This is a genomic window from Paenibacillus sp. FJAT-26967 (assembly GCF_001541095.1).
Lineage (GTDB): Bacteria > Bacillota > Bacilli > Paenibacillales > NBRC-103111 > Paenibacillus_F.
This window is the reverse complement of sequence record NZ_LMXH01000002.1, coordinates 867,314-891,421: the sequence shown is the minus strand read 5'-3', so window position 1 is coordinate 891,421 and position 24,108 is coordinate 867,314. Positions and strand designations below refer to the sequence as shown.

At 47.0% G+C, this 24,108-nt stretch carries 18 protein-coding genes; 2 read left to right on the top strand and 16 right to left on the bottom strand.

Features of this window, described 5'->3' with window-relative positions; all coding sequences use genetic code 11:
* Nucleotides 1-126: 126 nt before the first annotated feature.
* From AR333_RS14045 to AR333_RS14015, 7 genes are all read right to left on the bottom strand, one after another.
* Nucleotides 127-1,074: a YafY family protein gene (locus AR333_RS14045; protein ID WP_068775960.1), complete on the bottom strand. Its 948-nt coding sequence runs from the start codon at nt 1,072-1,074 to the stop codon at nt 127-129.
* Nucleotides 1,075-1,129: 55 nt separating this feature from the next.
* Nucleotides 1,130-2,008, bottom strand: a complete 879-nt coding sequence (locus AR333_RS14040) for an SDR family oxidoreductase (protein WP_068775959.1) — start codon at nt 2,006-2,008, stop codon at nt 1,130-1,132.
* A gap of 205 nt (nt 2,009-2,213) precedes the next feature.
* Nucleotides 2,214-4,829 carry a PAS domain S-box protein gene (locus tag AR333_RS14035; RefSeq protein ID WP_068775958.1) on the bottom strand — a complete coding sequence of 872 codons (2,616 nt, stop codon included), beginning with the start codon at nt 4,827-4,829 and terminating at the stop codon, nt 2,214-2,216.
* Between the two features lie 171 nt (nt 4,830-5,000).
* Nucleotides 5,001-5,792 carry a hypothetical protein gene (locus AR333_RS14030; RefSeq protein ID WP_068775957.1) on the bottom strand — a complete coding sequence of 264 codons (792 nt, stop codon included), beginning with the start codon at nt 5,790-5,792 and terminating at the stop codon, nt 5,001-5,003.
* Between the two features lie 210 nt (nt 5,793-6,002).
* Nucleotides 6,003-6,794: an arylamine N-acetyltransferase gene (locus AR333_RS14025; protein ID WP_068775956.1), complete on the bottom strand. Its 792-nt coding sequence runs from the start codon at nt 6,792-6,794 to the stop codon at nt 6,003-6,005.
* Nucleotides 6,795-6,820: 26 nt separating this feature from the next.
* Nucleotides 6,821-7,597, bottom strand: coding sequence for an SDR family oxidoreductase (locus AR333_RS14020; RefSeq protein ID WP_068775955.1), 777 nt, complete (start codon nt 7,595-7,597; stop codon nt 6,821-6,823).
* 142 nt (nt 7,598-7,739) lie between these two features.
* Complete coding sequence (locus AR333_RS14015) at nt 7,740-8,693, bottom strand: YafY family protein (RefSeq protein WP_068775954.1); 954 nt, start codon at nt 8,691-8,693, stop codon at nt 7,740-7,742.
* A gap of 101 nt (nt 8,694-8,794) precedes the next feature.
* On the opposite strand from AR333_RS14015, the gene AR333_RS14010 reads away from it, so the two are divergent.
* Both AR333_RS14010 and AR333_RS14005 read left to right on the top strand, forming a co-directional pair.
* The gene (locus AR333_RS14010; RefSeq protein ID WP_068775953.1) at nt 8,795-9,607 is read left to right on the top strand and encodes an alpha/beta fold hydrolase; all 813 of its coding nucleotides are present in this window, start codon (nt 8,795-8,797) and stop codon (nt 9,605-9,607) included.
* A 241-nt stretch (nt 9,608-9,848) separates the two neighbouring features.
* Complete coding sequence (locus AR333_RS14005; RefSeq protein ID WP_068775952.1) at nt 9,849-11,333, top strand: PAS domain-containing sensor histidine kinase; 1,485 nt, start codon at nt 9,849-9,851, stop codon at nt 11,331-11,333.
* Nucleotides 11,334-11,401: 68 nt separating this feature from the next.
* On the opposite strand, the gene AR333_RS14000 is transcribed toward AR333_RS14005, so the two are convergent.
* The 9 genes from AR333_RS14000 to AR333_RS13965 all read right to left on the bottom strand — a co-directional run bounded on the left by AR333_RS14000 (nt 11,402) and on the right by AR333_RS13965 (nt 24,095).
* Nucleotides 11,402-12,271, bottom strand: coding sequence for an effector binding domain-containing protein (locus AR333_RS14000; RefSeq protein ID WP_068775951.1), 870 nt, complete (start codon nt 12,269-12,271; stop codon nt 11,402-11,404).
* Nucleotides 12,272-12,425: 154 nt separating this feature from the next.
* Nucleotides 12,426-15,212, bottom strand: a complete 2,787-nt coding sequence (locus AR333_RS13995) for a hypothetical protein (RefSeq protein ID WP_068775950.1) — start codon at nt 15,210-15,212, stop codon at nt 12,426-12,428.
* Nucleotides 15,213-15,221: 9 nt separating this feature from the next.
* Complete coding sequence (locus AR333_RS13990; protein ID WP_068775949.1) at nt 15,222-18,569, bottom strand: hypothetical protein; 3,348 nt, start codon at nt 18,567-18,569, stop codon at nt 15,222-15,224.
* A 478-nt stretch (nt 18,570-19,047) separates the two neighbouring features.
* Nucleotides 19,048-19,248, bottom strand: coding sequence for a lipoprotein BA_5634 family protein (locus AR333_RS24290; RefSeq protein WP_084783665.1), 201 nt, complete (start codon nt 19,246-19,248; stop codon nt 19,048-19,050).
* On the bottom strand, nt 19,245-19,523 hold the full coding sequence (locus AR333_RS24285; protein WP_084783663.1) for a lipoprotein BA_5634 family protein: 279 nt from the start codon (nt 19,521-19,523) through the stop codon (nt 19,245-19,247). The genes AR333_RS24290 and AR333_RS24285 overlap by 4 nt, the downstream gene beginning before the upstream one ends.
* A gap of 31 nt (nt 19,524-19,554) precedes the next feature.
* Nucleotides 19,555-21,468 carry an FtsX-like permease family protein gene (locus AR333_RS13980; RefSeq protein ID WP_068775948.1) on the bottom strand — a complete coding sequence of 638 codons (1,914 nt, stop codon included), beginning with the start codon at nt 21,466-21,468 and terminating at the stop codon, nt 19,555-19,557.
* Nucleotides 21,443-22,213, bottom strand: coding sequence for an ABC transporter ATP-binding protein (locus AR333_RS13975; protein ID WP_068775947.1), 771 nt, complete (start codon nt 22,211-22,213; stop codon nt 21,443-21,445). The genes AR333_RS13980 and AR333_RS13975 overlap by 26 nt, the downstream gene beginning before the upstream one ends.
* A 191-nt stretch (nt 22,214-22,404) precedes the next feature.
* Nucleotides 22,405-23,394 (bottom strand): HAMP domain-containing sensor histidine kinase, encoded by a 990-nt coding sequence (locus AR333_RS13970; protein WP_068775946.1) that lies wholly within the window; start codon nt 23,392-23,394, stop codon nt 22,405-22,407.
* Entirely contained in the window at nt 23,391-24,095 is a 705-nt protein-coding gene (locus AR333_RS13965; RefSeq protein WP_068775945.1) for a response regulator transcription factor, read from the bottom strand. The genes AR333_RS13970 and AR333_RS13965 overlap by 4 nt, the downstream gene beginning before the upstream one ends.
* Nucleotides 24,096-24,108: the final 13 nt, after the last annotated feature.

Genomic DNA, 24,108 nt, shown 5'->3' with positions numbered 1-24,108 from the left:
ATGTTTCATAAAAACAATAATATCTCTTTATAATAAGGAATAATTAAGTCGATATAATGAACTATACGCTAAAAATACTACAAAAAACCGCCATTATATGGCGGCATCCTTATTCATCTTTCTCCCTTATTCATATTGAGATGCTATGGCTCTCACTTCCTCAAGAACGCGCTGCCTCAGCTCCGGCGGCTCGATTATATAAATATTCCGCCCGTGGCCCAGCACAATTTCACATGCCGACTCCAAAGTGCGGAACTCTACCTCCACTATCAGGCAGTTGTCTTCAGCAAGCGAAGATTGAAGAACATTCACATACCACTGAGCCGCCAAACGCTGGAGCGTCCGTTCCTTAAGCCGCAGACGAGCCGGATAACGAGGCAGATTATAACGGAAAGCAGCGGTCGATTCCTCCCAGTAAGCGGCTAGATCAAAAGACTCCGGACGTACGAACGTCTCGTTCAGCTCAGCCGCATCCGCTAATCGTGAAATACGGTAGGTCCTCGTACTGTCTTCTACTGAGGCCACCAGATACCAGATACTTCCTTTGGCGACAAGGCCCAATGGTTCAACGATCCTCTCCACAATATCATCCCCGCGTCGATATTGGATACGCAGAAGTCTCTCCTCCCAGATGGCCTCCTGTATAAGAGACAGGTAAGGCAGCTGTCCTTCAGGCTGGCGCCATCCTGCGCCATCTATGTGTATGCGCTGCCTTACAAGCTCCGCTTCCCTGTGCAGGGAGGATGGGAAGGCCGCCAGAAGCTTCTGGAACGCATCGTCGAAAGCTCCTCTCATCCCGAGGTCATGGACCAGACCGGACGGATGAGCGAGCATGAGCGATTTCATCTCGCCGCTTTTCATTCCGGTCAGATTCGTCCGGTAACCTTCCGGCAAGGTCCATCCGCCATGGCTTCCCCTCTCGGCCACCACCGGGATTCCTGCAGCGCTGAGTGCTTCCATATCCCGGTGAATGGTCCTCTCGGATACTTCCAGCTTGTCTGCCAGCTCGCGGGAAGTCATACGGCCTCTATTCTGCAAGGCCAGCAGAATGGCGATAAGCCTGTCCGCTCTCATCGGGCTCACTCCTTCTTGGCTCGTTCTGGGGTAGTAAAACCGGCCGCGTGTCTTCTTAGAACCCGTTCTCGGCGGCGTACCTGCCCCAGTGGGGCCGGTTCCCGTCCGCATCGGTAAAGTCGTATTCTTCAGACAGTCCCCATGTACTAAGCGCCTGCCCTGTTTTCTCATGGACCTGCGGATCCGCAGCCAGAGCCGCAGCGGCACGGCCGATATATACCGGCGTTTCGGACATAAGGAAATGCGGCTCAATCTTAGCCGCTTCATGCCATGTACTCTCCGTTACGCCAAAGTGATCAAGCATCGCTTCGGAACGGAGAAATCCCGGTGTAAGAGCCACGGAAGTTACCCCGTAAGGTTTCAAATCCACGGCCATGGCGGCGGCAAGATGAATCGCAGCTATTTTGGCCAGACTGTAGTACAGATTCCCCCGGTACCGGTAATCTATCCCGTCTGTAATCTCGATGATGAGCCCCTGCTTACGGGCCGTCATCATAGGGGCACCGTAATAGCTCGTCATCATGTGCGAGTGAACCGCTCTTTGCTGCATGAGTAAACCGTTATCCAGCGAATGCCGCCAGAACGGCGTGCCCCACTCTGTAAGAGGATCTCCGCCCCAGACGTCATTAACTAGCAGGTCGAGTTGTCCGTTCTGTTCCTCTTGAACCCGGTCAAATAATGCTTTCACATCGGATTCTACCGTATGATCGGTCCGGACCGCAATCCCTCTGCCTCCGCCCGCTGTTACAATATGGGCGGTCTCCTCGATAGTCTCAGACCGATTCATACTGGAGAGGTTCCCTCTAGTGCTGCGGCCTGTGCAGTACACGGTTGCCCCGGCTTCGCCCAGCATAGCCGCGATCCCTCTCCCCGCTCCCCGCGTAGCTCCTGCGACTATCGCCACTTTACCCCGTAATGATTGCCTGGCTTCCATGGTTTCACTCCATTCTGAGTTTCGCACTTCTCCTTTAACTATACCGGAGATATATGACAACCTTTGTCATATTGAATTTATAGTCCAGAATGTCATTGTGTACGAAAAAGTAAAAACGGCCGCTTCTGACATCACGTCATTGAAAAGGGCCGTCTTTACTTGTTTGCCATTATTCTGTCTTACTATACGAACAGAGTTATCATGTTCAGAAATATTTTTGAATGATATCCGCAATCATTTGACTCTTGATCGGCTTAGCGATGTAATCATCCATTCCTGCTTGGAGGTATGATTCCCGATCCCCTTTGAGTGCATTCGCGGTTACAGCCACAATCACGGGACGCTTGTCCTCATGGATCGTATCCTTAATCATTTGAGCGGCTTCCAGCCCGTTCATCACAGGCATCTGCACATCCATGAAGATCAGATCGAATGATTCATAAGCCACAGCATGCAGCACTTCTTTCCCGTTGCTTGCCACCTGGATGCGGTGCCCGTGCTTCTCCAGCATTTTACGGAGCACAAATTGATTCGTCTCATTATCTTCAGCCACGAGGATATTCAGCTTCTTGGTCTGATGTTCTTCCGCTTCTGACCCGCAATCGCCGGTAGATGCAAGAGGCTCCGCCTGAACGGCTTTTAACCGGACGGTAAACGCAAAAGAAGCTCCCGATTCGCTCGATTCTTCCAGCCAGATCTCACCGCCCAGCAGCTCGACAAGCTTCCTGCTTATCGCCAGTCCGAGGCCTGTCCCCTGGAATTTGCGGGTCATAAAGTTCCCGAGCTGATAGAAAGGCTCGAAGAGTTGGTCTGCCTGATCATACGGAATACCGATACCCGTATCTTTAACGACAAATTTGAGTTTAACCTTCTCCGCATCCTGGTCAAGCTTGATGACGGACACCCCAATCCCGCCCGTATACGTAAACTTGATGGAATTCCCGATCAGATTTATCAATACCTGTTTGAGCCGGTCAGAGTCTCCGATCAATTGCTTGGGAACATCAGAAGATACTTGCCAGCTAATTTTGAGCCGCTTTTCTTCGGCTTTGGCAGAAAGCAGGCTCACAGTTTCACTAACGCAATTTCGAAGATCAAAAGCGTCTTCCTGCAAAATGGTCTTACCGGATTCCACCTTCGCGAAATCAAGAATATCATCAATAATCTTCAGCAGGGCATCACCGCTCTTACGGATAATATCAAGATATTCCATCTGCTGGTTGTCCAGAACTGTCGTTTCCATCAGGAGATCCGTCATCCCGATTACGCCATTCATCGGCGTGCGAATTTCATGACTCATCATGGCCAGGAATTCACTCTTGGCTTTATTCGTGCTTTCGGCCGCTTCCTTGGCAATCAGAAGCTTTTTTTGTTCCGTAATATCTTTGGCAATCACATAGAAGCCAACTTTAATATTGTTAATAATAATCGGGACAATGTTACTTAGAATTTCCGCCACATGTCCATTCTTATGTTTGATCCATTCAATTTGGTTCTGGAGGGAACTGTCCTGCAGAGAATCGCTCAGAATGAGCTTCAACTGATTCTCACCGATATACTCGGAGAAACTAGTTCCGGAGAGTTCGCTTATCTTATAACCGGTCAGATTCTCCGCCATTACATTCCCATTCATGATATGACCGGTCAGATCGAGAGAAAAGATTGCATCATGGTTGTATTTTTTAAGCGATGTATATCTTTCGATCGTTTCCTGAAGCTTGAACTCTGCATGTTTGCGATCCGTAACGTCCTGTACCGTCCCGTTCATCCGGATCGGCTTGCTGTTCTCATCAAATGAAACGACTCCGCGCAGATGAAGGTATTGAACACTTCCGTCTTTCCTTACGTACTGGTATTCGTAGCTCAGATCATGCCCTTCCAACGCCTTCTGCACCAGTGCCTTTAACGGCTCTCTGTCATTCTCTTCGACGAAATCAGAGAGCTCAAAGGGCCGTCCGTCCATTGCCCTCCTGCTCCGGTTATAGATCCGGTAAACTTGATCCGATACCGTGACATGATTCTCCTGCACCCGCCATTCCCAGCTTCCGACAGCTGCTACGCGCATAGCTTCAGCCAGAATATCTTCCTGATGCTTCCGCTCGGTTACCTCACGTCCGACCGCCAGAACATAATTCTTCTCGCCTTGATTACTCGTTACGAACCGGAAGGATGTTTCCAGCCACAAATAGTGCCCATTCTTATGAAGGAAGCGATATTGGAGCAGTGACTCACTATCCTTGGTTTTATCTTGAATAATTTTGAGATCATCAGGATGAAAAAGTTCATAGTTATTTCGCCCAATCAGGTCCTCCGGACGATACCCGAGAACCTTTGTAGCCGAAGGGGAGCAGTACAGGCAAATCCCTTCCCGCGATGAGATATAAATCATCTCGTGGGCTTGGTTAGCGATCAGCTCGTACAGCTGATGATTCTCAGGGGACCCGACTGCTTCAGTCCCGCCGGTTTCCCGGATGTAAGCTATATAGTAAGAGTCTGCCCCCTCCTCCTGTCCGCTTATGAGCGTAAGCTCTGCGGCTAATCGAACGGAGTGGCCCTCTCTGTGAAGCAGTTCAAATTCCAGCCTTTTATGAGAAATGCTTTCATTAATGTCCATTGAGCTAACGGGTATAAAAGCATTCATATCTGCGCGGTTCCGGACATGACTCCCGGGCAGTTCGTCCGCCTCATAACCGAGCATCCGGCATAAAGCGGGATTGACCTGCAGGAAACGGCCGTCTGTAGATAACTTAGCGATACCCATGGGAGCGCATAAATAAAGCTGTTCGTAAAAATCATTCTGTCCATCTGATGCGCTATGCATATTAAACCCCCATCCCAGTATATATATCCCTATCATAATCTTGTTCGAGATAAATTGCGACACATTCACTCAAAAATACGCCCTTCTTTAGACATAAAGCCATAATTTGAAGGAGTTTTCTTGCAGCGCAAAAAAGACCGCGTTAAGCGCAGTCTTAATGCTCGTGTACGTTCAGCTGCTTGAAGAAGCCGGTTGTATCGTCCATGTTATTCGGACACTGCCCTTCAGTTTCTTTCCCGTTAGAATGATACGGTATCGCTGATCTCGTCCTGCCCGTATTTTATACTTCTTGTCGTCTGCATTCTCCAACCCCACATATCGGTCCTTTTCATCAAGCACATGAAATCCGTTGCCTCCATTTGCCATTCCCCATGTAATCGTGAATTCAAGCTCTTGCCCTTTAGTTATATCGATCGGCACTGCTTTGTATCCGTTCAAATAAGTGAACTCAGCTTCGTAAGACGTCTCCGACCTGACTTCGGTCCATTCCTCGGTGACTGTAAAATCGGTCCGGGCTGCCGCCACTAACAAACCAAGAATGAGTAGGGAGCCTGAGGCAATCTCCCGGAATTTGAGTCTCTCGCATAATTTAAGAATGCCATAATAGATTAAAGAGCTTCCTACCCCCAAGATGCCTGCAAACATAAACAGCCAAACATTATCGGATAAGAAAGGTAAGAACGGAGCGAATCCTCCCAAAATATAAAGCAGAAGGCTCGCTATTTGTTTCCGTTCGCTTGGTGTTCTCCAAATAATCACATCCGCTATAAGGGAAAAACCATTTGCATATCCAAAAAAAATTGCCCACCAGACCCTCATACGGATCGCTTCAGAAACTCCAACCAAATCAAATCCGGAAGTAAAAATGATTACGATCCCATAGAGGAGAAAAAGCGAACCCGAAGCAGCTAATTTTGAAAACACGCCCCTTGCATATTTCGCCGTCCAGTTCTGATCCGTCATATCTCTCCCCCTCTTCAGAGCTGTATAGAGACTGCCAACTCTTACTTCTGATTCTATCAAAGAGCAGCCAAACAGATCAGTTCTAACTTTTATAGAACCTTTGACGAAACCTGATTTTTCCTATCAAAAAAACTGCTAACCCGAAAGTCAGCAGTTTGCAAATTTATAGGATTGTAATGAAAGCTGACAGTCAAGGAGTAGACTACCGGTTTATCTGGATGCTAACGGGATACCGAAGTAAATGTGCAGTGCTTCGTCATAGGCTTCCGGAGTCTGCGGGGTAAAACAATGTACATCTTTTCCCGAGAAAATACGAAATTCTTGACCGGCAACGGTGTTGCGGCCTTCACGTGTCCGCATGGCAAGCATAGCTTCTTTGGTAAAAATCGAATCCGGCGCATGCTCGCACCAGAAAGAAGCCATAAGAAAATCTTTGGGGAGCTGCGGCTCCTCTGTGAAAGAATACAGTCTTCTCCACTGTCCGCGATGAAGTTCAAGCAGCATCCAGCCATACTCCGCGTGCCGCTCCAATTTGTAGCACTCTTCCCCTTGCGGATGCTCCAATTGTTCAATCATCCGGATAGGTCTGCGGGGAACTGTGCCGCCCACGCCTACATCACACAAATAAAGGCGTCCTTCCGCCTCCACTTGGAGCACATGATGCCTCCGCTTAGGAGGCGTATCCGTCTCATCGCGCCAGAAGCGGGCCATGAAGTCCGTAACGGCGTAGCCCAGTTCGCGGAGCAGCCATCCGAACAAAGCGTTGAGTTCAAAACAGTATCCTCCCCTGTGGCGCATGACGATCTTATCATAAAGCGCCCCCCGTTCAAGCGATATGGGTATGCTGTTTAGAATATCCAAATTCTCATAAGGAACTGTTTGGAGATGGCATTCCTGCAAATCAGCAAGCACTTCGGCTGAACCGTCGATAGGACCTGCGTAGCCTATTCTATTCAAATACGCTTGTACTTGAGGTGTTAAGGAATCACGGGTGTTGTTCATATAACAGGCTCCTGTCCTCTTGTTAGTTACCTGAAACCTCCATCCGAATGGATGATTTGCCCGGTAATCCAGCGGGCTTCTTCACTTGCGAGAAAAGCAATCAGACGAGCCGCATCGTCCGGAACGCCCAGACGGCCCAATGGAAACTGAGGCAGCAGCTGCGCCCGCAGATCATCGCTTATCCAACCCGTATCGGTCGGTCCCGGGTCTACCGCATTTACCGTAATTCCGTGCTCGGCCAGACCGGCTGCAAGAGAGCGTGTAAATGCGGAAATGGCTCCCTTGGTCGCCACATAGGCCAGGTTTCCAGGCTGGGGGCCCTTATCCTGGCCGGAAACCAGGTTCACAATACGGCCTGTATGTCTGCCCTCAATACGGCGTGCGAACATAGCGGACATCATGCAAGTTCCCCGCACGTTAACCGCGCAGTGCTCATCCAGTATGGCCGGACTGAGCTCACGGAAATCCGCATCTACACTGTACGTGGCATTATTGATAAGAATAGTAGGCGGCGCCCCGAAAGCAGCCTCCACCTTGTTCAATAGCTTCTCGGGCGCATCAGGCTGCGAGATGTCGAGCTCCATATGCCCCGCTCGAATCCCGAGCTTCTGCAGCTCGCCCGTGAAGACATCGGGCCAGTTCTCATCAACCTCATAGAGGGCTACATTTGTGTCATACGTAGACAGATGGGTAAAAAAGATATCGGCCCCATCCTGCGCCAGTAAACGGCAAACCGCAGCGCCTATTCCCTGGCGACGGCTTGCACCTGTGACAATCGCAATTTTTCCATCTAAAGATCCCATACCAATTCCTCCTTCCTGGAGGGAAGCTTGAATAAAGTTCGCCTGAATAGAGAGGAGCTCCCTTCTAATAACCTGATCTTACCAGCACCTGCTAGGGGGGACAAGGAGAATATGAATGGCATCTCTCTGGTCGCATATCTGGTCAGTCCATATATTGGGCCCTGAGATCAGCGAGATACTGCCCGAGACAGTCCAGAAGTTCCGGAGGTTGCGTCACTTTTGCCTCCTTGCCTAAGCCGATGAAAAACTTCGCAAAATACGGAAGGTCCTTCTTCGCAACATTCCCTTCCAGCCAGCCGGTTCCATCCTGCCGGGTATGGAGCACGGGTTCCGGCCACGGTTCCGCTTCGCACGCCTGAACGCCCTCTCGGGTCAATTCCGCATAGACGGTGAGATTATCTTGCCTTTCTTGCCCAGCCAGGTTCTTCAGATCCCTGTTCTCCAGGTGAACCTCCCGGAGATCCACCGGTTCTAAGTCCGAAGAAACGGCAGAATGAATCCGGTCGCACCGGAACACACGATAATCAGCGTTTGGATAACAATAGGCATAACAGTACCAGAGTCCTTGCCTTGTGTATATGCCAACCGGTTGGATATCCCTGTTTGAGCGGTTCTGCCTGGACTCGTAATCGATGCGTATAAATTTCTGCTCAATGGCTGCGGTAAGCAGAAAAGATAAATGCGGTGAGATTGCCTGTCTGTATGGGGTTACAAAATCAACGCGGTTCTTCATTTGATCCATACGGTCCCGGGTATCATGCGGCATACGCGAATAAAATTTGCTTAATGCCGAAGACGATTCCGCTTCAAAAGGAAGTGAGGAATAATGCCGGAGCGAATGAATGGCAAAAAAGATCGCGCAGGCTTCTTCCTCAGAAAAAGCGATTGGAGGCAGCAGCCTCTCCTTCAGTATCCGGTAGCCGCCATGAGGTCCCACTTCCGAGTATAAAGGCACCCCAAGTTCACTCAATTCTTGTAAATCCCTCAGGATTGTTCGTTGCGAGACGCCAAACTCTTGCGCAAGTTCCCTCACCGTAAACTTGCGTTTCTGATTGACCGCCATCATTAACTCCATCAGTCTTTTCGATTTGGACATGGCATTCTCCATTTTTTAATTATGACAATTCCTGTCACTATTATCTGTTAAGATACGTTAAGAGTCCAGTCTGTTAGGTGAAATGAAGAGGAGGAATTTACATGTTACATTCTCAGGATAACCGATTCGCGACAAGAAAGTATTTTAACTCGGGCAGCCTTAAGCTTTCGTATCTTGACTTCGGCGGAGAGGGAAACATACTGCTGCTCTTGCACGGACATATGAATGATGCCAGAACTTTTATAGAAGTAGCCGCCAGATTTCCAGACCGGCATGTTATCGGATTAGACCAGCGTGGACATGGCTGGAGTCAGCATCCCCCCGATCGGGATTATTCAAGAGACAGCTACGTGGAAGATATTCTAAATCTGATCCGCGGTGAACTGGGCGGACAACCTGTAACTCTGCTCGGTCACTCACTAGGCGGCGTTAACGCTTATCAGTTTGCCTCTCGTTATCCGAGTTTGGTCCAGGCAGTTATCGTAGAGGACATCGGCGTAGAGATTAACGCCGATCTATCCTTTGCCGATCAGCTTCCAAGCCGCTCCGCTTCCCTTCACGATCTAAGAGAGTCACTCAAGCAGGCGGGTCTTAAAGCCATCGATTATTTCTCCGAAAGTGTCTTTGAAGATGACAAAGGCTGGGGGTTCCGGACTGATTTGAAAGGAATGAGAATTTCTCAACAGCACATTAACGGCGTGTGGTGGGACGACTGGCTCTCCTCTGCCTGTCCTATCCTGCTGATTCACGGCCGCAAGAGTTTTGCACTGGACTTACAGCAGGCCGAACTTATGACCACAAGAAGACCACGCACTACACTGGCCGTCTTTGAAGAGTGCGGTCATGATATTCATTCTACGGATCTTAACGGGTTTTACCGGGTAGTTAAGAAGTTTCTTGATGACGAGAAATAACTTCAAAAAATACCCGCAGGAATTCTGGACGGGCATCTCGCATAAATCGGCTAGTTTCATCACTTAATACATGAAGACCATACCACTCGTGGCATGGTCTTTTTCTTATCCAGAGCTTGTAATGGGAAGCGGGTCAGGGGCGTTCTGTTCAGTAAAATCATTCTTGTCAACATTTGTTAAAAGGGTTTATTCGTTTGTTATCGAATTTTGAAACTATAACTATTTCCCGAGGTGACCATCCTTGCCCGAATCCAAACCTGACTATTCCAGCCTGATTACGACTGATCCCCTTTGTACACACGCTTTTCATAATGCGGCTATCGGATTAGCGTTTATATCCCATCACGGAGAATGGATTCTGGTAAATGCTTCTTTTATCCGAATGACCGGATACAGTCTATTGCAATTAGCGGCAACGCCGCTGCAAAAGATTTTTACTATGGAGGATGATTCTGCGGGGGATTTTTGGAGCAGGTTAATTAGAGAAAGCACTCACTTTCATCCCGTCATCCGCCATTACTCCAAGGAGAAGTATTGGCGCTTAGAGCAGGTCAGCACGGTTCCGGTAACGGATGGAGAAACGGTTGTATACTTGGTACAGATTCAAGAAGTGAGTATTACGGAACAGAACCAACTTCAACTTCTACACAGACTCTATCCGGAAGCAGAGAAAACGATGAATTCGCTGGATGTTTTTGAATGGTTGTTCAAGTCCAGTTATGATTGCATGGATATCTCCGATCCGCAAGGGAGGGTCCTTCGTCTAAACCGGGCGTTCGAGGCAACATACGGATGGAAGGAAGCCGAACTGATCGGGAAGCCTCTTCCTGTTATACCTTCTTTTAAAACTGCCGAGTTCGACGAGTTATTCACCAAGATTGACCGGGGCGAATACGTAGTGGGCTATGAAACGCAGCGACAGCGTAAAGACGGGCGGATCATCCATATAAGCTTAACTGTCTTTCCTGTCAGGAACCAGTCCGGCGTTGTCTCTGCATACGCTTGTATTTCCCGTGACATTACCTTACAGAAAAGATCGGAGGACCATCTGATTAAGACCGACAAACTGAATATGGTAGGTCATTTGGCTGCGGGCATTGCTCACGAAATCCGGAATCCGCTGACGACGATGCGCGGTTTTTTTCAGCTGCTAGAGTCCGGTTACCAGGGAAAGCGCGAATTCTATGAAGTCATGCTGGCCGAAATCGACCGGATTGATTATATCGTGAATGAATTTCTGATGATTGCCAATCCTCAAACCACTAATTTCCAAGCCATGAATGTAAGAACGATGCTAAGCCAAACGATTCTGCAGCTGAATTCCGAAGCCAGCCTCCGGGATGTTAAGATCCGACTGCTTCCCGCTACCACGGAAAGGGGTCCGCTTGTATACTGCTCTGAAATTCAATTAAAACAGGTCTTTATTCATTTATTGAAAAACGCTATCGAAGCAATGTCCAGTGGCGGCACGATTACCGTAGAGGTAACGCGGGAAGTAGATTCCGTCCATATCCGTATACAAGATCAAGGGAGAGGGATTCCGGCACACCGCATTGCCAAACTCGGGGAACCTTTCTATACGACTAAAGAGCGCGGGACTGGCTTAGGCCTTATGAGCTGTTTCAAAATACTAGCGGCTCATGAAGGCCGGATTGATTTTCAGAGTGAATTGGGGATCGGTACGACCGCCGATATTACTCTCCCTGCCGCGCAAGGACAAGTATAAGTTCCGCCGGCTAACTGTACCCGCCGTTGAAGGAGAGGACATCGATAATCTCTCCTTCTAACTTTCCGCTAAAGAAGCGGGATGTAAATTGTTATGACCATATGTTCAGGACAGGAGCGCATCACGTCGGTCACTTCGAAATCCGGTCCTTCTCTCCGCTCATAATTGGAATTCGGAAACCAAGTTCCATAGATAAAATTCCGGATATCGGCAACATGTCCCGCGGGTCCGTCTCCTTTGAATTTGGCATATTTGCCTGCCGGTATGGTAAAACGGACAAAATCTTCTGCCAGTTCGGATTCATAGCAAGAGACTTCCTCACCCACCATAAAGGTAAAATCACCGTTGTCCTGAAAATGCGCGGATATCCCGTAAGCCATGCCCGGAGTTGCCTGATTGGGAATGTTCAAATAAGACTCTTTTCTTCCGAAATCCTCATAGAATCCCGGTATCTCCTTGTAATGTTTCTCATTGTTAAGATTCGTCTGGTACTCTCGGGCTATTATCCGGATCGAATCCAGCTCGGCGAATTCGGGTTTATACATATAGAAATCTCCTCCGCTCTTAGTTTTATAATCCAGAAGGTTGATCGCTTGCTGACATTGTCCGTTTCTGAAGCTTGCCTGACGATATTGGGCCGGACTCAGCCCGAACATACTTTGGAATGCTCTGGTAAATGCTTCTTGTGAGCCGTACTGATAAGATAAAGCAATTTCCAATATAGAGTTCCTGTCTTCCAATAAGCTGACAGCCGCTTCCGTTAATCTTCTCCTCCGGATATACTGATGCACTGAGAATCCCGTTATAGAATGAAACAATCGCTGAAAATGAAAAGCGGAATAAAACGCTTTTGAGGCAATGTCGGTTATTTGAAGATCTTGCTGAAGATGACTCTCTATGTATTGAACCGACTGCTGAATCCGTTCATAAACATCCATCGTGCGCTCCCCCATCTATTTCTATTCGCTGACTCCTTCATTTTATTAGAAGTTACATGCGGATTCTTGATAATCCGTGCTGTAAGAAGGGCAAAGCACATAAAAAATAGCAGCTGTAATTCTCCAAAGGAGAATTAGCCAGCCGCTATTTAGTTTAAGATCCGTATAGGTATTCCTCAAGACTGCTGATAATTGCTGTCATTTCCCTGATAAGATTCGGGATGGGGATTTGTTTGGTTTCTATAAAGCTGCTCGTCAGCCCCATCTCTCTCACATGATCAATCCAGCCGAGAATGTCTTCCCTTGCATATCCTTTTTCGTGCAGGGAGTAAAATATATAGGCGAATTCATTATCGATGTTCGTATTGAATACGACCGGGTCGTCCGTATTAATCGAAACCATGACGCTATCCCCCGGCTGCTGATTGCCCGGAAGACCTCTGCGGTTTAAATTGTGAATATAATGCTCAAAAATATGTTCAATTTCCCCGATCGCGGCGTTGGAGGTCGGGTTCGTTTCGATAATTATCCCATCCGAACTTACTTTACGAAGAACAATTTGTTGAACCTCATGTATGAGGACTTCCTCATAAGAAGTGATTTCCACTTCGATCGGCTCCTGCATCCGGTTCATAAAACACTTGCAATGATATGTATGGCGGAGCATATCTTCCGTCCACTGGATACCGGGACTTAGCTGCTCGCAGAACCAGGCATCCCGCGTTGAATCGTCGACCTTGTTCATACTCTCTCCTATCCATGCAAACTTACTTTGATAAGCTTTCCACAGCAGATAAACGGTAATCCCATTCGTGGAAGGATAGATCCCTTCTGCCAATAAGACAATTTTATGTTCCAGCGCTGCGACATCCACATCGGTCAACTTGTGGCCGCTTCTGCACATCCCCCAAACCCACAAGAGATTTTCCAGATACTCCACTCTTGGCAGAATCACTACCCGGTTACGAAGCGCCCACTTCCGGACCTCAACTCCGAGTACCATCCCATGCCCGATCCGATCACCGGCTCTGAATTGAAAATGATCGATAACCTCATGGATATGCCTAAGCCCTGTCAGCATATGTCTGAAATCTTCTCCAGCGTGGTAGGTTAGACCCAGATTGCTAATTTTACGCAGAGGATAGCCCGGGTACACCAATTTATGCGTATCGCTATTGCGCGCCTGACGGAAGATCGGGGCAAACACCCATGGTTCCGCAGCGGTTTCAAGGTTAGCCGCATCAATACCGACAATATAATCTGCGAGCCCGGGTATGTGTTCCCTTAGTTCTCTGACCGCAATCATCTGCCGTTCATAATTGATCTGATTCGTTTTGAAGCTTAGCTTTTCCTTGTTTCTATCCTGCTCGCTGTAATCGAACCAGCATTTTTCCTGATGTTTTTCATCCGGCATTTTAATGAAGTGATAAATAATTCCTGCAAGAGGGGCAAAACCTCCCTGTTGAGCCTCGTTTTTTTCCTCCAAAATTTGCTGGTACGCTTTGAAAAAAGAAAGCAGTTTGCCGGCTGCCTCTGTTTTCATCTCTTGGACGCTGCCCTTCTTTGGTGGCGCAATCCGGATTTCAAGCTTCTTCAAATGAGGATTTTGCAGCTGATGATGGAGCATAAATCCATAGTATTCCAAGTTGTTTTCGCTTATTTTGCGATCCGTCGCTTTGTCGAAATAGTCAAGGAAATAAGGCAATCCGCGGATATGGTTACGCTGTACCGCTCTCGTAAACTGCTGATTTTTGATCCGGATATATTGCCAGAACAGCTTCGTGAACAACCTGTCAGCCGGCTGCTGCAGCATATACCTCAGAGAGCGGAATAAGAGCAGGTTCTCCAGGGATGTATGAGCGTGAGCGCCAAAGATCGGGTACAGGCTGTCCATAGCCGCCATTCGTTCCGACCATAGACGGTGAGGCTGGTCGCTGCGGGCTGTCCCGCCTGTTAATTCATGTCTTACATCCTCGAATAACTCTTGCAGAGACTTCTCGTCATAACCGTGTTCTTTTAAATTTGAACCTGCGTAGAAGAATTCAACGAGACGAATGAACGGCTTAATCCCGCCAGCGCCGGTTTTACCAACCGAGTCTAGGTCCTGTAAATAATCCGGCAGCATCCTATTGGCTGTAATCCGGTGGCCCTCTATGCTCTGTAGATAAGACCCGAGCAGCAGACGGACGCTTGCAGCCGCGAGCGTGTACAGCTGAAGATCAGGATCCCGGCCGGTTAGGCGGTCGATATACGTATGATGCTCGTCGGCTTTCCTCTGGCCGGACCTGACCGGGGCCATAATTTGCTGCCAGTTCAAACTAAACTGGCCGCTTGCGGACAGATGAAGGTGCGTCTCCGCGACGCCTTTGTCCAGCACCCGCTCCAGCTGCGTGTCCGGCAGGTACACAAGGGCATGATAGGCACCCAGCACATGCTCGTCTTCCAGTCCGTTCGACAACAGGTAAATCATGACCATCAGGTCGGTGCACATCATACGGTTAAGTGAGTTCCACAACGCTACTTTGTAGATCCCCCGGTAAGCGGAGAACATGCTGTTGGCATTCTGCTTCTCATCCGTGCTTTCCCAGTACTTTAACGCTACCTTGCCGTTGCGGTGGGTTAAGAACAACCGGCTTAATTCTTTAAGCCGCTGCATATAAAACCGCTCCGGCTGCGCCCCCCTCTCTGTCCACTCCGTCACACTCCGGTAGGAATAGAACTTCTCGGCAAGCAGCTCGATTTCATCCAGCTGCTCAACGCGTTCCGTCTGGTGAAGCGCGGGCAGCAAGTCTTTGATGAATGTTTTCTTCATATAATTCTTATATTCCGGAGTCGATTTGCTTTGTCCGATTTCAGCTATATAATCGCGTCTGTAGAATTGGAAGTCGGTAAATGGGAGAATGGCCATTTTGATTCGCAAGTCCATTTTGTTTCTAAACATAGGCAATCCTCATGAGCGGACCAGCTTTTGTTTTAAATAAAGGTCGAAGGTGCTATGGTTCTTGGAAGCCGTTTCAATTAATTGTCTTTTTTCTTCCCTGAAGTAAGCAATACTGCCTAGAGCTTCTTCGTCCGCCTTAATACGGAGCATTTCAATTTCATACAAGGCTTTTACGTACAGGGAAACGGAAGGAATAAGTTTTCCGTTTTCTTGATCTATACCTTCCAACACTTCAGCCCAAAACTCCTTTTGAGCATTAAAAGAACGATAAAATTGAGTTCTTTGGGTTAACAAAAACTCGACATTCTGAGCAATTCCTTGCCAGATTCGAACCGTATCTTGTGCAGATAAATTTTCAATCGCACTGTTTCCATCGAATAAATTTTTATAAGATAAGTAAAATTGATAGTTCTCATTATTTAAATAGATGGAGGCAAATTCACTTAATACCTTCTTTCTGTTCTTGTAAGTTCTGGTTTGATACCAGTCATGCAGCGCTTCATTTAATGGTCCATTGTTGCTAGCGATTAAACTTTTGGAGTATTGTTCCATTTCCGCAAAGACATCGCCTTTCTGGTCTTTCAGCTTCTCAAGCTTGTACTGTGCCTCACTAATCTCCAGCTTAATATCATGTACTTCGTTAACGTTTGTTGTAAATGCGGGAGGAAGCAGTTTCTTTAACAGATCCAATTCATGCGTTAATTCAAAAAAATTAGAGATTGAACTTTGTTCCGCCTCAGATAAGTGGTCGAGTTCTTCCGGATCATTGAATATTAAGGCGATAAAATCGATGGATTCTTGTTTAATAAATTGCTTGATCTGGTAAATATTCAGAAATTCTTTTAAGACCACTATCGGATTGAAATAGGTAATATACATACCATCCACATGCTCCAAGAAGTTCTCAGCCAAATCTGCATTACTGTCGTTATTACTGCTTATTGCCATTTCGATATCAAAACTATCAATGCCTATATTCTCTTCGTTAAAATACGTAAATAACAATTGCTCCGTATCTTGAATATTTTTAAATTTACTCAGCAGCTGCTCGTTCTTTTTAATGCGCTTTTCAATCTTACTGAGTAAAGAATTTTTCTTATCGTTCACAGAGCTGTCTGCATGGCGAAGCCACCTTGACTGATTCAAAATTTGAATCCTGCCGGTAAGTGTTGTTATTTCCTCGTTAACTTGATTTATCTCTTGTTCGATTTGATATTCCTGTTCAAAAAGAGAAAGGATGTCCATTCCGGATATTATAGTTGTGATCGTTTTGTCAGGGTCAATAGGCTGCTGCGAGATTCGAGTCATCGCTTCGTTTATTTGTTCTAAATTCATCCTCAAAATCAATTCCTGATCGGGTACGATCTCGCTGTAAATCTCTTTGTCCCAAAATGGCGTATTCAAATGAATATGACCTACAATGGAATCATAGATTTCCTGGTCTGTCCGGCCGATTTGACCGATATAGGAAATCTTCTCATCCAGCCAGCTGTTGTCTTCACCGTAGCTTTGTTTTAGAAAAGCATGCAATCCTTTGTCTTCCGACACTTTCTCGATATATTTTCTCTCCAGAAAATGCGTATCTGATGTAACATCAAACATTTGTCTTCTGACGATCGACAGCAGCGGTGTTAATTTCTCATGAATAGATAGCAGCTGCCGGACTTGCGATATCTGCGGAAACAGCTTGGAACCATAAATCCGGTTTAAGAGCTTCGCCAGCTGCTTGGCCTTCACGTGATCCGCTATAGCAAAACGGGGTTCAAATAAACCAAGCATTTTCTCCAATAAATCTGCCAGAAGCAAGAGGGTAAGATCTTGCCGTGCCATTTCACGGAAAACCGATTCTTCTTTGGTGAGAATGACCATTCTGTCCCCATGCACCAGCGAATAATCGATAAACGTCCGTTCCTTGTCCAGAAGCTTTCCTCCGGCATCAAATTCAATCCGGATGATGTCCTTGATTCTCTTCTGATAATCCAAAAGCTGACTGTTCGCATGTAAAATCACTTCCATAAACCGGATCACATCGGTTCCCGTCCAAGCGCTGTCTTTGCGCTGATACAGGAAATAATACGGACTGATTAGTCCGCGCGGATTGTGATCGAATACCCGGAAATACGTAACGGGAATCTGACTCCGCTGAACTCCCTTATCCTCATCTCCATCAGTAACCGTTGTTCCCGTCTCGGTAAATCGCTCACCAAGCGTCATGCCCGTACTGCCGCGGACCCCGCTCAGCAAGTCCAGAAAAGTCGGGGCCTCTTCTTCTTGTTTGTCGTCGAAATAATAGGCGAAATCCGCTTTCTCCTGCTCGGACAGATGATTCTTCATTTCATAACGGAATGCGGGCGGGAACACTTTCTTCAAATATTCCCGGCTTCGTTCCTGTCTGCGCACAAGAGCGCTTCGCTCAGCTTCGCCCACCTGGGGTGCGAAATCCCTGTCGCAGCTTCCGGAGTCCACCCTCTCGTCATGCAGCATATGAATGGTCACTGCCTCTAGAAACACACTGTATGCACCGGAAACAAATACGATCACATTCGGATGCGACAAGAACGTCCGTACAGTTTCCAATACTTCCATACAGCGTCCCGAGCTGATATCCACATCATCGAAGAAGATTAGAATCATCGGCTCCTGATGGTTACCTTGTTTGCTCAGCAGCTGTGATTTCGTTTCGAGAAGCAAATCGACGAAAGTATGAAACTTTTCCATCAGCCCTCGGTCACAGTTGACTATTTTCTGGCTGTCCTGAATGTGCTCGTAGACACCTTCATCGCGGCGACGGACAATGGCCGCATATGTATCCTGCCGCAGCAAATAAGCTTTCTGCAAATCCAGGTAGTTTTTCTGAAGCTCGCTTTTGGTTTCTTTATTGCAAAAAGTATCTTGCGACCAGCGGTCAGTCTTCTCACGGTCGGCTTGAAGCAAGGCATCAATGGTTGTCATTTCCTCTTGCAGAAAACTGAGCAGCCATCCCAGCGTGTCGCTGGCTTTGCTCATCTGATCCGGTGCGATGAGCGGAAAAATTAAATCCGTATCCGCGAAATCCTTCGTGTGATGATACTTTAAAGTAAGCAGCACAGAGGATTTGCCGGAGCCCCTTTCACCTAGAAGGGAAATCACATTGTCATAATTCGTTCTGAAATCCTGTTTATAACGCATCAGAATCGGATTGTCATTACTCTCATCTGCATCTCTGCGGCTCTTGGCATCCGAGCGAAAATGTCCGATCTGCTCCCTCATTTTGCTGTAGCTGGGCAGAATTACCCCTGCTTGATCCTCTCTGAGAATCCGTGCACCGATCTTCAGAGATTGATTTACACTTTTATCTGAATGACCCGCTGAATTCAAACTTACTCTCCCCTTTTTCTTTTACTGCTCAATAGTTAATGGCTTATCTTGTTGCATTCTTGGGACCGATAACATTTTCCTTCTTTACTCGACATTAATCTTCAAGAATGGGAACAATCTGACTGACTTCGGCAACGAGGCTGTTCATCAGTGATGAATTCGATCTCTCATCTATGTATGCCTGGGTGCAGCAAAAAAACAAGCTGTCCACCTCTTTTACTAGAGAGATTCAGCTTGTTTCTTAAGAAACTATTATTTGGAATCAGTTATACGCCATCGAGGTATAATACCTTCTCTTTAAAGTTTTTAGTCATTTTACTCCACTCTTGTTGAGCTTTAAATACTGAGCATCCGTCTGAGCGGGTTCCATCCAGCCATCTTTCGTAACGCCGTACGCTGCTTTCATACGCAAGACTTCCATATAAGCTTCTGTCGATGTGAGTTCTTTAATAACCGCATCGTCTACCACGAGAATCAGTTACATGACTACCTTGTTTCTTACATGTCCAAACCAGGAGTTGCCGGCATATTCGACATCCAGCTTTTTATCATCCACATTTAGTGTAGTAATATCTTTTAGGCTGGTATGTGCAAACAATAGTGCCTTCGCTTTATCGAAGTCAGGCAATTTCTTAACCGGATCGGATCTCCAGACATCGTCATTATTATGGCTTTTCATAGAATACCGCCTTGTTTTACGATGGCTTCCGCTGTGGTCTTATCCATAATAAGTGCTTTCTTGCCGTTAAGGTCTGAAGTTTTTATTTTGAACATTTCCTGCGTTTGAATGATCGTTTTATTCTGCTCAGCAAATTCCTTCAGCGGCTGTTCCTCGCCTATAACAACCATTCCGTTACGGGGTTCTTCTTGCTTACCGAACAGAGAACAGGCACCGATCACCGTAATATCAGTACCGCCATCATCCCTATACTTATTCTTTTGAACATACTGCACCTCTCCTAGAATGAAATAGATATAAAATGAATTACGCTATTTTGCTGTACATATGCTGCAAATAACGCCAGCGGATTAAGATGAAATAAATGAACTGAACAGCAGTGAAAGATAAGAAAATCTGGAGCGAACTCATGAATAAGGAGTAATCAACAAGCTGCTGGAGAGCGATAAAAGCAACGATGCTATGGATGAGTGACATTCCTAGCGGCAGGAAGAAGATCAGCAGAAGCTGCCGGGTAACTGTTGTACGAAGCTCTTTCCTGCTGAGGCCTACCTTCGCTATCATTTGATACTGCTTCTCATCCCGCTCCAAATCCGCATACAACCGGAAGTAGATAAAGCTTGCCGCGAAGGTGAAGAATACAATCCCTACCAGTACGCTGACAATAAGTAAAATACCATTCTTTTGCTTAGAGGACAGCCAATCAGATACCAGCGCACTGTAATTATAGTCGCCGTTCCGGTCCAGTGGAATGAGTGCGTTAATTTTGTTCGCGACCTCGATGGAGTTCTCCCAACCCGGCACTTGAAATACATAATAACGCTGAGCATATTCATCTAGAACGGCTTTGGCATAATTTGCGTCCGTAACTACGATCATGACTCCTGCCCCATAAGGAAAGACCAGATCCGTAAGAACTTTCTTGACTTGAAAACCCGTCACGACTCCTTCTTTGTCATATTCGATGGTATCGACAGAAGGCGGGGATTTCTTATAATCATTTTTCTGACTAATCCCTGCTGGCGTCACAAGAGCTTGGTTCTCTTCCTCGAGTGTCTGCGGCTGATAGCCGAGAGCGGAAGCCATTTTGTTATAATCACTGAGAGGAATTATTGTAATTCCGTTTTCGCTATACTTTGGAACTGCGCTGAGCGTCTCGGATTCGAAACCCGCTTTTGACAACTCGGTCTCAATTAATTGGACATGTTTCTTTTCTCTAGCATCCCCGAGTTTCGTGGCATAAGTGAAAGCATACGGATTCTGCATCGAGGCAAGACCCGGATCGCCGATCGCCATAGACGTACCGATTCCCGTAAAAGCAACTGATGATACGATGGAGACCATAAAGAACATAATCGCATTGTCTTTCATCCGGTAAGACAACTCTGACAAAGTTAACAGATTCGTTTTGCGGTAGAAAATGTTCTCTTTCTTTTTGAGGGCGCGAATGATATACACACTCAGTTGTGCAAACAAGAAATAGGTTCCCAGAATCGTAAACAACACGCCGCCGAATAGTAAGGAAAAGGAGAAAATTCGTTTTCCGGCGAACAGGAAGACCATTGCGTATCCCAGCACAATAAAGATAAGGGCAAGAAAAGACAGCTTCACAGACGCCTTAGGTTCCGGCTTCGGCTTCTCTTCGGATTTAAGCAAATCTACGAGTCTGCCGGATTTCCCCACTCCCGATGTGAATAAAGAAATTAGCAGAAACAGGACTAAAAACGCACCCGCTGTCATTCCTATGGCTTTAAGCGGTATATAAAAAGGCAGTCCTCTGGTGAGGTATAGCACTTTGGCGCTGATGAGCAGAATTAGCTTGGCAAAAATTAATCCGGTCCCGATTCCAGCAACCATGGAAGCGATCCCGATGATCATATTTTCCATAAAGACCAGCTTTTTGAGCTGCCGCCTGGACATGCCCAGCACCATCAGGAGTCCAAACTCCTTTTTGCGGTTCTTGAGAAAAGCGCTGACCGAGTACAGCAAGAAGAAGAACGAGAAAATAAAGATCAGAATCTGCGAAATTTTCATACCCATCGTCCCGAGTGAGCTCATCGTGTCACTTGTTGAAGCCAGTTCTCCCTGCAGCTTTGGATGGAACAGCAGAAGCGCATAGGTGAAGAAGATCATGACCGAGAACGCGCTGCTTAGGAAATGGGCAATGTAAGTTCGTTTGTTGCGCAGAATATTGTTAAACGCGAACTGTCGAAAAGTCATTCCCATTCCCTCCCATTAACGAAAGCACATCCAGGATTTTCTGGTAAAAAGCTTCTCTGCTGTCACCGCAATATATCTCATTATACAAGCGTCCATCCTTTATAAAGACAACCCGGTTGCAATAGCTTGCCGCCATGGCATCGTGCGTTACGAGCATCAGGGTCGCTTCATCTTCTCTATTCAGCTTGGTCAGGAGCTGCATAACATCACGGGCCGCTTTGGAATCCAGGTTGCCTGTCGGCTCATCCGCAAGTACCAGCTTGGGTGAGTGGATAAGAGCACGGGCAATTGCGGTACGCTGCGCTTGTCCGCCGGATATTTCGTATGTTCTTTTATCCAGGATGCCGCTGATTCCCAGTTTCTCCGCTATAAGTGCGACCCGTTGCTGCATTTCTTTCAGATCAGCTGCATCCAAAGTCAGAGGCAGAACGATATTTTCTTTCACGGTCAACGTGTTGAGCAGATTAAAGGACTGAAACACAAAACCCAGTTCGCGCCGCCGGAACATCGCCAGTTTATCGGCGGATAGTTTGTGGGGGTTCTCATTATTAATCCGTACTTCCCCGGATGTCGGACTGTCGATTGTAGACACCAGGTTCAGCAGCGTTGTTTTACCACTGCCCGAAGGTCCCATAATACCTACGAATTCTCCCTTGTTAATCGTCAAATCTATATTGGAAAGTGCTTCGTAAGAAATCATCCCTTTATAAATTTTGCTTAAATCACGGACTTTAAGTATCTCCATGTACGACTGCCTCCCAGTTCTTATGTGGTTCTTCTGCTCTAAAGTTTCAGTCGATCCTTCTGATTGCTCTCTCTTCTGTCTTAGTGTAAACCAGCATTCCCGTTTCTCCTATCGTCCATCCTTTCATATAGGTGACAGAGTTGTAAGATTGGCCACACAAAAAAAGACGATGAAGAAAATCCTTCATCGTCCTAATCCAGGTATCCGTAGGGGAATACAACGCGTGCTGTGGTTCCTGTGCCTGCTTCCGATTCCAGCACAATGGTATGGTTCAGCCGCTCCAGAATCTGCTTGACCAAGTATAAACCCATACCGGTAGATTCTTTAAATTTACGGCCGTTAACACCCGTGAAGAACGGATGAAAGACACGAGGCAGATCCTGCTTCGGAATTCCAGGGCCAAGATCACGAACTTCCAGGATAACCTCACGCCCTTGCGGGTAAGCCGCTACTGACACCTTCGTACGTGTTCCCGCCGAATATTTGATGGCATTGGTGAGCAACTGCTGCAGGGCAAACCGGAGCCATTTCGCATCTGTCTCCACTTTGAGCCCCGCTTCCACCTGAATATCCGGATAAACACAGCTCCGGATAAAATAACGCTTATTCTCATGCACAACTTCCTTCACCAGGTCGCGCAGTGATATCTTCTCGATATGAAAATCCTGCTCAAACGTATCCAGCCGCGCCATATAAAGCACCATCTCGAGTCCCCGCCTCAACCGGTCTGACTCTTCCGAAATACTGGAGAAGCGCGGGTCGTCCTCTTCTTGAACGATTAATTCGATCACGGACAAGGGAGTCTTCATCTGGTGAACCCATTGATTCATAAAGGTCAAATGCTCCTGCTGCTTGCGCTCCCAGCTTTTTAACTCTTGCTGATAATGCCGGTACTGCGACTCCATGAGCTCGTTCAGAGCAGCAGACATCGCAGCAGATTCTGCCTTACGTACGGAATCCTGCAAGGATGTGGGTGGAACTGACAGCCTCTCGTAGAAAATCCGGTGGCTGAAATATCGGTAGATCATATAAGCGGCCAATAAACATAAACCTAGAAATACGGCATACAAAGCAGTCCTTAGATCGGTATAACCGTCATATCGGTATACAAGAAGCACTAGAAATAACTGGAGAAGGACCATGATAATGAGCGGAATATGCTCACGCCAAAATAATTTCATAGCCCGGATTCATCCTTCCAAGTAATATTGAGCCGGTACCCGACTCCGCGAACGGTTTCGAGGGCATCTTCAATGCCAAATTCTAGAAGTTTCTTACGAATCCGCGTAATGTTAACGCTCAGTGTATTATCATCCACAAAGGCATCATCCCACAACTTCTCCAAGATTGCTTCGCGGCTGACAACGCGGGGACAGCGCTCAAGCAGCGTTTCCATCAGAATACTTTCTTTCTTGGTCAGCGGAATGACCTGTTCCTTTAATTGAAGTACCATACGCTCGGGATACAGAATCAGGCCGGAATTTTCTACCTTCCTCTCTTCCATCCGGGCCGCATAGTCACCGTATACCCGCCTAAGCTGGCTGCGAATTTTGGCCATAACCACTTCATAGTGAAAGGGCTTCGTTATGTAATCGTCGGCCCCGTTCTCAATGGCCCGGACCTGATCCATCTCTCCGCTGCGCGCGGAAATAAAGAGGATCGGACATGTAGATAGAGAGCGGATCTGACGGCACCAGTAGTAGCCGTCAAAGCTAGGAAGATTAACATCAAGTAGCACCAGATGCGGATCTGTTTCTTTATATTGCTGGAGTACATGATCGAAATCTTCTACGACCACTGCCCTATCTCCGTATTTCTGGATATGGGATTGCAGGAGTCCGGCAATTTTGGAATCGTCTTCAACAATTAGAATTTTATACATAACAAGTTATCTC